This window comes from Kocuria sp. CPCC 205258 (assembly GCF_040981005.1).
Classification (GTDB): domain Bacteria; phylum Actinomycetota; class Actinomycetes; order Actinomycetales; family Micrococcaceae; genus Kocuria; species Kocuria rosea.
Genome location: NZ_JAVKPS010000001.1, coordinates 38,890 through 54,149, shown reverse-complemented (window position 1 = coordinate 54,149; position 15,260 = coordinate 38,890). Strand labels below are relative to the sequence as shown.

The 15,260-nt window shown below is 72.9% G+C and carries 11 protein-coding genes; 3 read left to right on the top strand and 8 right to left on the bottom strand.

What is annotated here, in order from left to right; translation table 11 throughout:
* Positions 1-180 precede the first annotated feature (180 nt).
* Positions 181-789, top strand: a complete 609-nt coding sequence (locus RF644_RS00260) for a CDP-alcohol phosphatidyltransferase family protein (protein WP_368794906.1) — start codon at positions 181-183, stop codon at positions 787-789.
* Here the strand turns inward: RF644_RS00260 and ppgK are convergent.
* The 8 genes from ppgK to RF644_RS00220 all read right to left on the bottom strand — a co-directional run bounded on the left by ppgK (position 759) and on the right by RF644_RS00220 (position 11,469).
* Positions 759-1,595 (bottom strand): polyphosphate--glucose phosphotransferase, encoded by an 837-nt coding sequence (ppgK, locus tag RF644_RS00255; RefSeq protein WP_368794905.1) that lies wholly within the window; start codon positions 1,593-1,595, stop codon positions 759-761. The genes RF644_RS00260 and ppgK overlap by 31 nt on opposite strands.
* A 208-nt stretch (positions 1,596-1,803) precedes the next feature.
* Positions 1,804-2,127, bottom strand: a complete 324-nt coding sequence (locus RF644_RS00250; RefSeq protein ID WP_051063728.1) for a hypothetical protein — start codon at positions 2,125-2,127, stop codon at positions 1,804-1,806.
* Between the two features lie 592 nt (positions 2,128-2,719).
* Positions 2,720-4,243, bottom strand: coding sequence for a SulP family inorganic anion transporter (locus RF644_RS00245; RefSeq protein ID WP_368794904.1), 1,524 nt, complete (start codon positions 4,241-4,243; stop codon positions 2,720-2,722).
* 204 nt (positions 4,244-4,447) lie between these two features.
* Positions 4,448-6,586, bottom strand: a complete 2,139-nt coding sequence (locus tag RF644_RS00240) for an acyltransferase family protein (protein WP_368794903.1) — start codon at positions 6,584-6,586, stop codon at positions 4,448-4,450.
* Positions 6,583-6,951 carry a MerR family transcriptional regulator gene (locus RF644_RS00235; protein WP_017832581.1) on the bottom strand — a complete coding sequence of 123 codons (369 nt, stop codon included), beginning with the start codon at positions 6,949-6,951 and terminating at the stop codon, positions 6,583-6,585. The genes RF644_RS00240 and RF644_RS00235 overlap by 4 nt, the downstream gene beginning before the upstream one ends.
* 85 nt (positions 6,952-7,036) lie before the next feature.
* Complete coding sequence (locus tag RF644_RS00230) at positions 7,037-8,722, bottom strand: ribonuclease J (RefSeq protein WP_095650384.1); 1,686 nt, start codon at positions 8,720-8,722, stop codon at positions 7,037-7,039.
* A 275-nt stretch (positions 8,723-8,997) separates the two neighbouring features.
* Positions 8,998-9,969, bottom strand: a complete 972-nt coding sequence (locus RF644_RS00225; protein ID WP_368794902.1) for a CapA family protein — start codon at positions 9,967-9,969, stop codon at positions 8,998-9,000.
* A gap of 147 nt (positions 9,970-10,116) precedes the next feature.
* Positions 10,117-11,469 carry an MFS transporter gene (locus tag RF644_RS00220; protein ID WP_368794901.1) on the bottom strand — a complete coding sequence of 451 codons (1,353 nt, stop codon included), beginning with the start codon at positions 11,467-11,469 and terminating at the stop codon, positions 10,117-10,119.
* 225 nt (positions 11,470-11,694) lie between these two features.
* Between RF644_RS00220 and RF644_RS00215 the strand changes: the two genes are divergently transcribed.
* On the top strand, positions 11,695-12,270 hold the full coding sequence (locus RF644_RS00215; protein ID WP_095650387.1) for a hemerythrin domain-containing protein: 576 nt from the start codon (positions 11,695-11,697) through the stop codon (positions 12,268-12,270).
* A gap of 261 nt (positions 12,271-12,531) precedes the next feature.
* On the top strand, positions 12,532-15,147 hold the full coding sequence (clpB, locus tag RF644_RS00210; protein WP_368794900.1) for an ATP-dependent chaperone ClpB: 2,616 nt from the start codon (positions 12,532-12,534) through the stop codon (positions 15,145-15,147).
* Positions 15,148-15,260 lie beyond the last annotated feature (113 nt).

Sequence of the window (15,260 nt, the reverse complement as noted above, 5' to 3'; positions counted from 1 at the left end):
GGCGACGAGGCTCCCGCCCCATTCTGCCCGGGCGGCCCGTGCGCGGCCAGGGACCGTGCCGGCCCTCGCGCCGGGCGGCGTCATCTCCCGGGCCGCCCGGCGCCGACCAGATAGTCTCGAGGGCAGCACCGACGGGCGCGGACCGTTCGCCCGGGAGCGCCGGAGGACGGGACGAGGCACATGGCACAGCAGCACCAGGACGCGGTCGAGCCGGCGGAGTCGCCGTACTACGACCGGGTGCTCACGGTGCCCAACGTGGTCTCGGTGGTGCGTTTCGCGCTCATCGTCCCGGCCGTGCTGGCCGTCCTCGACATCGACGAGCGGCCGGTGCGCGCGCTGGTCCTCGTCGCCCTCTTCTCCCTGACGGACTGGGTCGACGGCACTCTGGCCCGGGCGCTCCGGCAGCGCAGCCGGGTCGGGGAGGTCATGGACCCCATCGCCGACCGGCTGGGGACCGTGGCGATCGCCGTGGCCGCGAGCATCGTCGGGCTGTTCCCCTGGTGGGTGCTGATCGTCATCGCGGTCGTCGACGTCGTGGTGGGGATCGCCACCCTGGTGCGGCGGTCCCTCGGCACCCTGCGGGTCACGACGGTCGGCAAGGCGAAGACCGCCCTGCTCATGGTGGGGACCGTGCTCGTCCTGGCGGGGCCCGCCTGGTCCACCCCCGAGGTGACGGACGTCGGCCGGGTCATGGTCCAGGTGGCGGCCGTCCTGCACGTCCTGGCGGGCGTGCAGTACTTCCGCCAGGCCCTCAGGGGTCAGGCCGACGTCGGCGGCACGGCGAGGTAGGCGTGCCGGGCGGCGCCGATGATGCCCGCCGCGTTGCGCAGCTCGGCCGGGACGACGCGCGTGTCCAGGCGCAGACGGGGCAGGAAGTCCTCGTGCCGGGCGGAGATCCCGCCGCCGACCACGATCAGGTCCGGTGAGAAGAGGAACTCCAGGTGCGCGAAGTACTGCTGGAGGCGCTCGGCGTAGTCCGGCCAGTCCAGGCCCTCCCGCTCCCGGGCCACCGCCGAGGCCCGCACCTCGGCGTCGACCCCGCCGAGCTCCAGGTGGCCCAGTTCGACGTTGGGCACCAGCTTCCCGTCCACGAACAGCGCCGAGCCGATGCCGGTGCCCAGGGTGATGACCAGGACGGTGCCGCTGGCCCCGCGCCCGGCGCCGTAGCGGAGCTCGGCCAGGCCCGCGGCGTCGGCGTCGTTGAGGACGTGGACGGTGCGTCCCAGCCGCTCCGTGAGGAACCGGTGGACGTCCAGGCCGATCCACGCGTCGTCGATGTTCGCGGCGGAGCGCGCCACGCCGTGGCGGATGATCGCGGGGAGCGCCACGCCCACGCTGGCCTCCGGGTGCGGGGCCTGGGGACCGGCGGCGAGCTCCTGCACGATGAGCACGAGCTGCTCGGCCAGGGCCTCCGGTGTGGCCGGGAGGGGGGTGGGGCGCTGGAGGACCGGGGTGGTCAGCTCGCCGTCGGCCATGTCCACGGCCGCGTACTTGATCAGGGTGCCGCCGACGTCCACCCCGATGTGGTGCCGGTGCAGGGTCGACCAGCCGGCCGGCGCGGAGGGTGGGACGGGGCGGGGCGAGAGGTTGGCCATCCGACATCCTAGGGTCGAGGTGGGGGCACGGGGCGACGACGGGCGCGCTGCGTCCGGCTCGCTGCGCCCGACCGGGTGCGGGCCGTCGTCGGGGCCGGCACCCCGGACCATTGTGCCACCGCGGCCGCCGGGGCCGTGGAGATGGCGCCGCGCCCGAGGCGCGGTCCGAGGAGCTCCGAGGAAGATCCGTCGCGGTGGAGGTGCCGGCTCAGGCGCGCGGCCAGAGGCCCGGTGCGCTGCCGCGGTCCTGCGGGCCGGCGTCGTCCCGGGAGCCCGCGTCGATCTCCCACGAGAACGGCACCCGGGCGACGGGCGCGTCCCGGACGAGTCCGTTGACCGCGCGGGCGAGCAGGTCGCGGTGGGCGGCCGGCAGTCTCAGGCACCCGTGCAGGTACGCGTCGACCTCCAGCATCCCGGCCTCGCCGCCGAGCTGGAAGCAGTGCCACCAGACCCGGGCCGCGTCGAGACCGGCGCGCTCGACGGCGTGCCGGGCGAGGCGTGCCTGCACGGCTCCGATCCTGTCGTCGTCCACGGTCCCCCTACTGTGGTGCGTCGCTCCGAGGACGGTCCCGGACCGGGCGCGACGCTGCGCAGCGGTCCGGGACCGTCCGTGGCGGCGCGGTGGCGCCGCCGCCCCCATCATGGTTCCGGGTGGGCCGCGGGGTCACCACACGGAGCCCGGGCGCGTGCGTTTTCCGGACCGTCGGTGCTTCCTCCGGACGCCCGGGCCCGGACGGGCACCACCGACGGGGCCGGACGGAGCGGGGTGCGGGGGTGCCGGCGGACGGGGCCGGCACACAGAAGGGGAGCGGGGCGGCCCCCCAGCCGGCCCCGCTCCCTGCTGCTCCCGCGCCCGGACCCGATGCGGGTGACGCCCCCCGGAGTCCGGAGGCGGCGCGCTGTCGGTCGACGGTGCGGGAGCCGGGGGATGATCCTTGGCGGACCACAGAATCCCCTGGTGAGAAGCAACAATGCTCGATCCCGCGGCGTACGGCAAGACCCCTCCGTGTGACCCAGTTCACATGCAGACACAAAGGGTTGTGATCGCAAATGCACAGCCCGGAAGAGTGTGCTCGGGCGCCGTGCCGCGGCGCCGGGCGGGTGCGCCGGGCCGGTGCGCCGGGTCAGTGCTCGGAGTTGAGCATTCCGCCCAGGCGCACCCGCATCCGGCGGCTGGCCTGGTTGAGCCCGACGATCGCCACGTCCTTGCCGTAGTGGGCGTACTTGTCCGTCACGGAGTCCAGGGCGGCGACGGTGGAGGCGTCCCAGAGATGGGAGTCGGAGAAGTCGATGACGATCCGCTGGGGATCCCCGGCGTAGTCGAACATCGTGTAGAGATCGTTGGAGGAGGCGAAGAACAGCTCCCCGTGCACGGTGTAGACCGCCGTCTCCCGGCCGTCGCGCCGCTCGAGCGCACGGTCGACGGTGACGAAGTGGGCCACCCGGCGGGCGAAGGCGACCATCGCCACGAGCACCCCCACGATCACGCCGAGGGCGAGGTTGTGCGTCCACACGGTCACGGCCACGGTGGAGAGCATCACCAGGGTCTCCGGGAGGGGCATCCGCGCCAGGGTCGAGGGGCGGACCGAGTGCCAGTCGAACGTCGCCCAGGACACGAAGATCATGATGGCCACCAGGGCCGCCATCGGGATGACCGCCACGACCTCGCCGAGGGTCACGACGAGGAGCAGCAGGAAGATCCCGGCCAGGAAGGTGGAGATGCGGGTGCGGGCCCCCGAGGCGCGCACGTTGATCATCGTCTGGCCGATCATCGCGCACCCGCCCATCCCGCCGAAGAGGCCGGTCACGATGTTGGCCGCGCCCTGCGCCCAGGACTCTCGGGTCTTGTTCGAGCGCGTGTCGGTGATGTCGTCGACGAGCTTGGCCGTCATCAGCGACTCGAGCAGGCCCACCAGCGCCATGGTCAGGGCGAACGGGGCGATGATCCGGAAGGTCTCCAGGTCCAGCGGGACGTCGGGGAAGAACAGCGACGGCAGGGACTCGGGCAGCTCGCCCTTGTCTCCGACGCTCGGCACGTCCATGCCCATCGGCACCACGATCGCGGTGATCACCACGATGGCCACCAGCGGGGCGGGGACCGCGCCGGTCAGCCGGGGGAACAGGAACACGATGGCCAGGCCCAGGGCCGTCAGCGGGTAGACGGCCCAGGGCACCCCGATCAGCTCGGGGATCTGGGAGCTGAAGATCAGGATGGCCAGGGCGTTGACGAAGCCCACCATGACCGAGCGCGGGATGAAGCGCATCAGCCGCGCCGCGCCGATCAGGGCCAGGACCACCTGGAAGACCCCGGCCAGGATCACCGCGGCGATGAAGTAGTCGATGCCGTGGGAGGCCACCAGCGGGGCGATCACCAGCGCCACCGCGCCGGTGGCCGCGGAGATCATCGCGGGCCGGCCGCCCAGCACGGCGGTGGTCACGGCCATGGTGAAGGACGCGAACAGGCCCAGGCGGGGGTCCACCCCGGCGATGATCGAGAAGGCGATCGCCTCGGGGATGAGCGCCAGGGCCACCACGAGTCCGGCCAGGACCTCGGTCTTGAGGTGGCGGGGGGACCGGAGGGTCAGGCGCACCGACTGGCGCTGCTCGGGCGTGAGGTCGGCCGCGGGGCCGGCTGTCGTGGTGGCCAAGGAGGCTCCGTTCGCAGGGGAGGAGGGCGGGGGAGGGCTGGGCGGAAGGGCTGGGGTCGTCCCGGGTGCTGCGCATGCGGGTGGACACGGCGTTGCGCGGGCGGTGCGGCGTCCGGGTGCGGAGGCGCTCCGGCGGGGACCGCGTCGTCACCCTATCCTAACGTGAGGGTAGGGTCCTCGGCCGCGGGGCGGGGGAGAGGTGGCTCACGTCCGGTCGAGGGCGGCCAGCAGGCGCTCCTCGACGTCGGGCACCAGCGTCTCGCCGTAGCTGGAGGTGACGTGGTCGAGGTCGCGGTAGACCATGATGTTGCCGACCACCCCGGGGCAGGTGGTCCCGGTGCACAGCCGGTCGGTGAGGTCGATGCTGTGCAGGTCCTCGTGCCGGGCGGCCAGCTCCTCCAGCGGGTTGACGGGGAGCAGCGACTCGGAGCGGGGGACGTTGCAGCGGTCGCGGTCGGGCCCGTAGGTCTCCACGCACTCGAACATGTCGTAGGGGAAGCGCGGGTTGTCGCGGAAGGCCAGCACCGGGATGCCGGCGTCCAGGAACGGTTGCACACCGGCCTCGTAGCCCTCGACGAGCTTCTCGTGCGGGGCCTCGGGCAGGCTGAGGGTGCCGATGGTCAGCACCGCGTCGGGCTCGGTCTCCAGGACCGCCTCCCGGGCCGCGGTGTTGAAGTCGTTGCACTCGGCCTGGTAGTTCTCCGACTCGCTCGTGTAGCGGCAGGCGTTGCGCAGATAGGAGACCACCGTCCAGCCCTGGGCGTCGGCGACCCGGTGGATCGGCGTGAGCAGCTGCCGGGCGTGGGAGTCCCCGAGGACCACCAGGGTCAGACCGGGGTCGGTGCCGCCCGGATCGGTGCCGCCGGCGTCGGTATCGGTGCCACCGGCGGGCTCCGGGTCGGGGGCGATGATCCTGCACTCGCCCAGCTCGGCGATGCCCGCCGGGGTCCGCTCGGGGGGACAGGGGTCCCCGGTGTCGCCCCACTCCTGGTCGCGCTCGTCCTCGGTGGGGATGATCGGCACGTCCGGGACCTCGCTCGCCTCCCCGCGCAGCACCGCGGCACCGGGGTAGTTCTGCGCGGTGCGCTCCACCCCGGCGGTGGGGTCGCGCAGCACCGTGTACTGGTGAGCGCCGGTGAGCGGTACCGCCACGAGCAGGGCGGTGGCGATCAGCCGGATCCCGCTGCGAGCCCGGATCCCGGGCAGGGCGCGCCAGCCGGTCAGCAGCAGCGCGGTGACCCGGGTGAGGACCACCGAGGCGGCCAGGATCCCGAGCCCGGCCGGCACCGGCACGGTGTCCCTGGCCGTGAGCAGCAGATAGGTGATCAGCAGCGGCCAGTGCCACAGGTAGATCCCGTAGGCCCGGTCCCCGAACCACTGCAGCGGACGCGCCGACAGGAGCGGGGCAGCGCCGGTCCGGGCGTCGGGTGCCAGGGCACCGCCGAGCAGGATCGCCGCCGCCCCCAGGGTGGGGGCCAGGGCGACGGTGCCGGGGAAGCGGGTGTCAGGGCCGATGAGGAAGGGGGTGGCCAGGATCGCGGCCAGCCCGGCCCAGCCCAGGACCACCCCGGTCACCCGGGCCGGGGCGCTCCGGCGCCGGGAGGCCGTGCCCGAGGTGCCGGAGCCGGCCAGGGCCAGGGCTGCCATGGAGCCCAGGGCGAACTCCCACAGCCGGGTCAGGGTGCTGAAGTAGGCCGCCTCGGGCCCGGCCGCAGTGGCCACCACCGACCAGGCCAGGGAGCCGGCGAACACGGCGGCGAACACGACCCAGGCCACCGGGCGGAACCTGGTCCCGGTCCGCCGGGCCGTCACGGCGGCCCCGGCCAGCAGCAGCGGCCAGAGCAGGAACACCTGGCCCTGCACCGACAGCGACCACATGTGCTGCAGCGGGGTCGTGGCCGCGGAGTTGCCGGCGTAGTAGTCCACGGCCTGGTCCGCCAGCACCCAGTTCACGACGTAGAACAGCGACCCCCAGGCCTGGGCCAGCAGCTCGGCCCACCGGCTGGGCGGGAACCAGAGGAACACCGCGGCGAGCACGGCCAGCAGCAGCACCGCCACCGGGCCCAGCAGCCGGGCGAAGGTCCGGGCCCAGTAGGCGGGCAGTGCCAGGGGCCGGCCGTGCTCGATCCGGCGGGCGAAGGAGCCGGTGAGCAGGAACGCGGAGAGCACGAAGAACACGTCCACCCCGCCGGAGATTTTCTCGGTCCACACGTGGAAGACCACCACCAGCAGCACGGCCACCCCGCGCAGACCCTGCAGATCCGGGCGGTGGACGGTCCGCGGGGACGGGCTGCGGAGGGCCGCCACGGGCTCGGCGGCGCAGCTCGTCGAGCGCTCGGTCATCGCCGGAGCCGCTGCTCCAGCATCGCGATGAACTCGTCCGCCTGGGCCAGCTTCCTGGCCAGCCGGTCCCGCTCGGGGTGGGCCCGCTCGAGGTAGTCGGCGAGCCGGGCCTCTGCGGGCTCGTCGGCGCCGAGCAGCTCGAGCAGCTCGGCCATCTCCTCCAGGGAGAAGCCGAGCGGCTTCATCCGCTTGATGTGGGTGAGCCGTTCCACGTCCCGCTCCGTGTACACGCGGAACCCGCCCTCGGTGCGCGAGGCCGGCAGCAGGCCCACCTCGTCGTAGTGGCGGATGGTGCGCAGGGACAGCTCGGTCCGATCGGCGAGCTCGCCGATCTGCATGGTGCCTCCGCGGACGCGCTGCGGCATCGAACGACCTCCAGGAATCAGGGGACCCCGAGTCTACCAACCGCCCGGTCCCGGCCCCGGGGCCGGGACCGGGCGGTCGTGCGGCTCAGGCGTCGACGACGACGACCGTCACCAGCGGGGCCCGCCGGTAGGCGCGCTCGAGGTGGCGGGAGACGGTCTCGGCGATGATCGACTCGAGCTTCTCCAGGTCGGCGACCTTGGACGTGGCCGGGCGCGCCAGGGCGTTCTTCACCTTGTCGGCGGCCCCGTCGAAGACGTGCTCGTCGTGGACGAAGCCCTTCGCCAGGAACTCCAGCGGCTCGGCGAGCGCGTTGGTGTCGGCGTCGACGATGGCCACGACCGTGACCACTCCGCCCTCCTGCAGCAGCCGGCGCTCCACCAGGGTCTCCTCGGTGACCTTGCCCACGGTGTGGCCGTCGACGTAGACCAGACCGGCCTCCACCTGCCCGGAGATCCGCGCCCGGCCGTCGACGAGGTCGATGACGGTGCCGTCCCGGCCGATCAGCACGTTCTCCGGGTCGACACCGGTGCGGACCGCCAGCTCGGCGTTGGCGTGCAGGTGCTTGGACTCCCCGTGCACGGGCAGCACGTGGGTGGGCTTGACGATGTTGTAGCAGTAGACCAGCTCCCCGGCCGAGGCGTGGCCGGAGACGTGGACCTTGGCGTTGCCCTTGTGCACGACCTTCACCCCGAGGTCGGTGAGCTTGTTGATGATGCCGTAGATCGCGTTCTCGTTGCCCGGGATCAGCGAGCTCGCCATGAGCACCGTGTCCCCGGCGTTGAGCTGGATCTGGTGCGTCTCGTTGGCCATGCGCGAGAGCGCGGCCAGGGGCTCGCCCTGGGACCCGGTGCACACCAGGGTGACCTTGGCGTCCGGCATGGACTGGAGCTTCTTGAAGTCGACCACCAGCCCGCGCGGGATCTTCAGGTAGCCCAGGTCCCGGGCGATGCCCATGTTCTTGACCATGGACCGGCCCACGAAGGCGACCTTGCGCCCGTGGGCGTGGGCGGCGTCGAGGACCTGCTGGATCCGGTGGACGTGGCTGGCGAAGCTGGAGACGATGATCCGCTTCGGGGCGGTGGCGAAGACCTGGTTGATCGCCGGCGTCAGCTCCTGCTCCGAGGTGGTGAAACCGGGGACCTCGGCGTTGGTGGAGTCGGTGAGGAACAGGTCCACGCCCTCGTCGCCCAGGCGGGCGAAGTGGCGCAGGTCGGTGATCCGGTCGTCCAGCGGGAACTGGTCCATCCGGAAGTCCCCGGTGTGCAGCACCAGCCCGGCGTCCGTGCGGATCGCCACGGCCAGGCTGTCCGGGATCGAGTGGTTGACCGCGACGAACTCGCACTCGAACGGGCCCGCCTTGTGGGTGTCCCCGGCCTCGACGTGGACCGCCTTCGGGGTGATCCGGTGCTCCTTGAGCTTGGACGTGATGAACGCCAGGGTCAGCTCGGAGCCGATGACCGGGATGTCCGGGCGCTCCTTGAGCAGGTACGGCACGCCCCCGATGTGGTCCTCGTGGCCGTGGGTGAGCACGATGCCGACGATGTCGCCCAACCGGTGCCGGATGGAGGTGAAGTCGGGCAGGATCACGTCGATGCCCGGCTGGTGCTCCTCGGGGAACAGCACGCCGCAGTCGACGACGAGCAGCTTGCCGGCGTGCTCGAAGACGGTCATGTTGCGTCCGATCTCGCCCAGACCGCCCAGCGGGGTGATCCGCAGGCCCCCGGAGGGCAGCGGGGGCGGGGACTTGAGCTTGCGGGAGGAAATGGTCAAAGGATTCCGCTTTCATCGTGGGTTCAACGTGGGGTGGAGCAAGGTCGTGCGGGCGGCTCGCGTCGAGCCGGGGCCGCGTCCGGGACCTGACGGCCCCGAGAAGTCTGGGACAACTCTAACGTCGGGTCAGGGTCGCGGCGGACCGCCGGGCGGCGCGGACGGGGAACGGACCGCCCCGGCGGGGGCCCGCAGGAGGCGGTGACCGGTCACCGGCCGGGCGGGAAGGGGCTCGGCGCAGGTCCTCCGCGCGCTCGCGGCGGGACAGCGGGAGGGCCTCAGTCCAGCGGGACGTCGAGGCACTGCTCGTCGTCGCGCCACGTGCACCGCGTGCCGAGCGCGGCGCTGAGCCGCTCCATCCGCCGTGCGATGCCCCGGGCCTCGGCGGTGGCCGTCCTCGCCCGGAGGTCCTCGATCACCGTGGGGTGCAGGCGCAGGCGGCGGGGCAGGCCGTCCCGGACGTCGAGCAGGAAGACGAAGGACTGGTCGTTGCGCTCGTCGGGACGGACGGCGTAGTCGTCGACGAAGTCCCCGGCGCCGTAGACCACCGGCCGGCCGCGGTGCACCTCGACGCCGCGGAAGACGTGCGGGGAGTGGCCGAAGACCACGTCCGCCCCGGCCTCCACCAGCGCGTGGGCGAACGCGCGGTGCTCCGGCGGCACCTGCGCGCCCCAGTTGGATCCCCAGTGGGCGGAGACGACGAGGAGGCCGGTGCGCTCCCGGGTCCGCCGGACGAGCTGCAGGAGGTCCCGCGCGCGGTCGTCGGCGAGGTCGACGGGCACGTGGTGGACGCCGGGGGACGCGGGGCCCGCCGCCCAGCCCGGCTCGTTGTCCGTGAAGGCGAGGAAGCCCACCGCGGTCCCGGCCCGGGTGCAGACCGCGGGGCGTCGTGCCGCCTCCGCGTCCGGGCCCGCCCCGGTGTGCAGGATGCCGTGCTCGTCGAGCAGGGGGAGCATCTCCCGCATGGCCTCCACGCCGTGGTCGAGCACGTGGTTGTTCGCCAGCGAGACGACGTCGACGCCGGCGGCCTCCAGGCTCGCGACGTTCTTGCGGTCCGAGCGGAAGTGGAACCGCTTGCCGGGCCAGGGCGGGCCGTCGTCGGCGAGCACGCACTCGAGGTTCGCGAACCGCAGGTCCGCCTGCGCGAGCAGGGGGAGGACGTCCCCCCACGGATGGGCCGGGCCCTCGTGGCGCAGCCGCTCGTCGACCAGCCGGCCGAGCATGACATCGCCGACGAGTGCGATCCGCATGAGCCGCCTCCTGTCCGGACGCTCCCATCGTGACCCCTGGCCCGCGGGCGGACAAGAGCGGCCGGTGGTGGCCGTCCCGGTCACGGGGACCACGCGGCTCCGCCGGCGCCGCCCGCCCGGGAGGCAGGAGGCGCCGGCGGCCACCGGTCACCGGCCCAGATCGACCCAGTCTGTCATCCGGGCGCTGTTCGCCACGGCCGGGCGCAGCTGCGCCGGCTCCGGCAGGAGCACGGACAGGTCGGAGACGGCCTGGTAGGCCCAGGAGGGCCCGGTGCGCACGGGCGAGGAGGCGGGGACGCCCCCCGTGCGGTGCAGGCGGGTCGCGTAGCCCAGGATGAGCAGACCGGCCACGGCCAGGCCGACGCCCACCCAGGCGGGGGAGCGGTAGCCCCAGCCGGCGGTGATGACGGCGCCGCCGAGGAAGGCGCCCATCGCGTTGGCCAGGTTGAACGCCGCGTGGTTCATGGCGGCGGTCAGGGACGGGGCGTCCTTGGCCTCGCGCAGCAGGCGCATCTGCAGCGCGGTGCTGAAGAGGGCGCCCATGGCGCCGATCCACAGCACGCCGAGCACGGCCGCGACCGCGGAGTGGGCGAACAGGCCGAAGAAGGCCAGGGCCACGCCGGAGACGGCCCCCGCGCCCAGGGCGGTCTTCTCGATGGACCGGTCCAGCAGCGGGCCCGCCAGCAGGGAGCCCGCGGTCATGCCCACGCCGTACACGGCCAGCACCCACGGCACCATGGAGATGTCGAGGCCGCTGAGCTCGGTCAGGATCGGGGAGACGAACGTGTAGACCGCGAACATGCCGCCGAAGCCGACCGCCCCGGCCAGCAGGGTCAGGGCCACCTGGGGCCGGCCCAGGGCACGGACCTCCTGGGCCACGGAGACGCCGCCGCCCTTGCGGGTGCGGGGGATCCAGAGGGCGAGGGCCGCGACGGTGAGCAGGCCGATGACCACCACGAGCCCGTACCCGGCCCGCCAGCCCAGGCTCCCGCCGAGCACGGCGGCCAGGGGGACGCCCACGATGTTGGCGACCGTCAGGCCGAGCGCCACGCGGGCCACGGCGGTGCCGCGCCGCTCGCGCGGCACCAGGGAGGAGGCCACCACCGCGGCGACCCCGAAGTAGGCGCCGTGGGGCAGGCCGGAGAGGAAGCGCGCCACGTACAGCCACTCGAGGGACGGCGCGGCCGCGGACAGGACGTTGCCGGCGGTGAAGGCGGCCATCAGCCCGAGCAGGAGCCTCTTGCGCTCCACCCGGGCGGTCAGGGACGTGATGAGGGGTGCGCCGACGACCACGCCCAGGGCGTAGAGGGAGATGGCGTGCCCGAGGGAGGGGATCGAGGCGTCGAGGTCCTCGGCGATGAAGGGGAGCAGGCCCATCGAGGCGAACTCGGTGGTGCCCACGCCGAAGCCGCCGAGGGCGAGGGCGAAGAGGGCGAAGCGGGTGCCGGTGCGGTCCGGGGCGTTGATCACCTGAAGCACGGCAGTGCGAGGTGCGGACATGGCGGATCCTTCCGTGCGGAACATGGGGGTGCGGGTGGAAGGCGCGTCGTCGGGCCGAACGGGTGGAAACCTCGATGCTACGGAGGATGTCGAGGGCATCCAACGGTTCGGGCCTGTGATCTTGGACAAATCGGGCATCCGTGTGATATGTGTCGCGCTCGGGTTCCAGGGCCTCGTCATGCCGCCCACGGAACCGGGCACCACGACTTCAAGGAGGCGCGTCCCATGACCGACACCCACGCTGCGGGTCCGGACACCGATGTCATCGACATCCTCACCACCGACCACCGGGAGATGCTCGAACTGCTCGGCCAGATCGAGGGCTCCCCGGACGCCGCCCGGCGCAGGGACCTGGCCGACACCGTGATCGCGGAGGTCATGCGCCACGCCGTCGCGGAGGAGATGCACGTCTACCCGGTGATGGAGAAGCACCTGCCCGGCGGCGCCGAGGAGGTCGAGCACGACAAGAAGGAGCACGACGATCTCGTCCGGGTGATGAAGCAGGTGGAGGGCGTCGACGCCTCCGAGCCGGCGTTCATGGAGCTGATCCGCGAGATGCAGTCGCAGCTGCGCCACCACATCGAGGACGAGGAGTCCGACCAGTTCCCGAAGCTGCGGGCGCACATCCCGGCCGAGGACCTCGTGGAGCTGGGCCGGAAGGTGCAGAACGCCAAGAAGGTGGCGCCGACCCGGCCGCACCCCTCCGCGCCGCACTCGGAGCTGTTCCACAAGACCGTCGGGCCCGGCGTCGGCATGGTCGACCGGCTCCGGGACCGGCTGACGGGCCGGAGCACCGGCTAGCCGGGCGACGGTCCCCCGCGGACAGCACAGCACGGACCCCTGCTGGACGAGCGCCTCGCGAGGCTCGCCCGGCGGGGGTCCGTGCTGTTCTACGGAACCACGGCGGGTCGCCGGCGCCGAGCGGGCACAGACCCCTGTTGCCCGGGAGTTGAGTGCGCTAGACTCAAGTTAGCTGAACTGCCCGGCCGCATCCACTGGTGAGCGGTGCCGGGCCGGTTCGTCCCCCATCCGTTCCAGAACGTCCCTCGCCAAGGAGCCGCAGTGGAGACCAAGTTCACCACCAAGTCCCAGGAGGCGCTCTCCGCCGCCTCCACCAACGCCTCGACCGCGGGCAATCCGCAGGTCGAGCCCGCCCACCTCCTCAAGGCCCTCATGGACCAGCGGGAGGGCGTGGCCGTCGCCGTCCTGAAGGCCACCGGGGCCGACGTCGACGCCGTCTCCGCGCAGGCCAGCGCCGCCATCAAGGCCCTGCCCTCCGCGTCCGGCTCCTCCACGGCCCAGGCCCAGTTCAATCGGGGCGCGCTGCAGGTCATCCAGGCCGCGGAGCAGTTCGCCCAGTCCCTCGGCGACGAGTACATCTCCACCGAGCACCTCCTGTACGGCCTTGCCCAGCAGGAGGGGAAGGCCGGGGAGATCCTGCGGGGCGCGGGCGCCGGACCCGAGCAGCTGAGGACCGCCGTCCCGTCCGTGAGAGGAGACCGCCGCGTGACCACACCCAACCCCGAGGGCACCTTCCAGGCGCTCGAGAAGTTCGGCGCCGACCTGACCGCCATGGCCCGCGAGGGCAAGCTGGACCCCGTCATCGGGCGGGACTCCGAGATCCGGCGCGTGGTGCAGGTGCTGTCCCGCCGCACCAAGAACAACCCCGTCCTGATCGGCGAGCCCGGCGTCGGCAAGACCGCCGTCGTCGAGGGCCTTGCCCAGCGCATGGTCGCCGGGGACGTCCCCGAGTCGTTGCGCGGCAAGACGCTGATCTCCCTGGACCTCGGGTCCATGGTGGCCGGCGCCAAGTACCGCGGCGAGTTCGAGGAGCGGCTCAAGGCCGTGCTCGAGGAGATCAAGGACTCGGAGGGGCAGATCGTCACCTTCATCGACGAGATCCACACCGTGGTCGGCGCCGGCGCCGCCGAGGGCTCGATGGACGCCGGGAACATGCTCAAGCCCATGCTGGCCCGCGGCGAGCTGCGCCTGATCGGCGCGACCACCCTGGACGAGTACCGCGAGAACATCGAGAAGGACGCCGCCCTGGAGCGCCGCTTCCAGCAGGTCTACGTCGGCGAGCCCTCCGTGGAGGACACCGTGGCGATCCTGCGCGGGCTCAAGGAGCGCTACGAGGCCCACCACAAGGTGCAGATCGCGGACGCCGCGCTCGTCGCGGCGGCCACGCTGTCCAACCGGTACATCCCGGGCCGGCAGCTGCCGGACAAGGCCATCGACCTGGTCGACGAGGCCGCCTCGCGGCTGCGCATGGAGATCGACTCCGCGCCGGAGGAGATCGACCAGCTGCGCCGCGCCGTCGACCGCCTGACCATGGAGGAGCTCGCGCTGGAGCGCGAGACCGACCCCGCGTCCGTCGAGCGCCTCGCCGCGCTGCGCCAGGAGCTGGCCGACAAGAAGGCGGACCTGGACGCCCTCAACGCCCGGTGGGAGGCCGAGAAGGCCGGCCTGAACCGCGTCGGCGACCTCAAGGAGCGGATCGACAACCTGCGCTCGCAGGCGGAGATGGCCCAGCGCCAGGGCGACCTCGCGGAGGCCTCCCGGCTGCTCTACGGCGAGATCCCGGCGCTGCAGAAGGAGCTCGACGCCGCCCAGGAGCAGGAGGACACCTCCGCCCCGCACGACACCATGGTCTCCGAGGAGGTCACGGCCGACGACGTCGCCGAGGTGATCTCGGCCTGGACCGGCATCCCCGCCGGGCGCATGCTCCAGGGCGAGACCGAGAAGCTGCTGCACATGGAGGAGGTGCTCGGGAAGCGGCTCATCGGCCAGCACCGGGCCGTGCAGGCCGTCGCCGACGCCGTGCGCCGCTCGCGCGCCGGGATCTCCGACCCGAACCGGCCGATCGGCTCCTTCCTGTTCCTGGGTCCCACCGGCGTGGGCAAGACCGAGCTCGCGAAGTCCCTGGCGGAGTTCCAGTTCGACGACGAGCGCGCGCTGGTGCGGATCGACATGTCCGAGTACGGGGAGAAGCACACGGTCTCCCGGCTGGTCGGCGCCCCTCCGGGCTACGTCGGCTACGAGGAGGGCGGCCAGCTCACCGAGTCCGTGCGGCGCCGCCCGTACTCGGTGGTCCTGCTGGACGAGATCGAGAAGGCCCACCCGGACGTCTTCGACATCCTGCTGCAGGTGCTCGACGACGGCCGGCTCACCGACGGGCAGGGACGCACGGTGGACTTCCGCAACGTGATCCTGATCCTCACCTCCAACCTGGGCAGCCAGTTCCTGGTGGACCAGACCATCGAGCCGGAGGCGAAGAAGCAGGCGGTGATGAACGTGGTCAACGCCTCTTTCAAGCCCGAGTTCCTGAACCGGCTCGACGACGTGATCCTGTTCGACCCGCTGTCCACGTCCGACCTGTCGAAGATCGTGGACATCCAGGTCGCCCAGCTCGCCGAGCGCCTGGGCCAGCGCCGCCTGCGCCTGGAGGTCACGCCCGCGGCCACCGAGTGGCTCGGCCTCACCGGCTACGACCCGGCCTACGGCGCCCGGCCGCTGCGCCGGCTCGTGCAGCGGGAGATCGGGGACAAGCTCGCCAGGGCGATCCTCTCCGGGGCGGTCGTGGACGGGGACGCGGTCCGGGTGGACGTCGACGCCGACGTCGTGGCGGACGGGCTCACCGTCACCGCCGTGTCCGAGCGGGCGCACGCCGCGGACTGAGCTGCGGGGCGCGCCGCCGGCCGGCGGGCCGCCGTCCGGGAGACCCGGCGACGGCCCGCCGCCGGGGCTCCCGGGCCGCGTTCCGCCCGCCTCCCGTGAGGTTGCCGACAGTC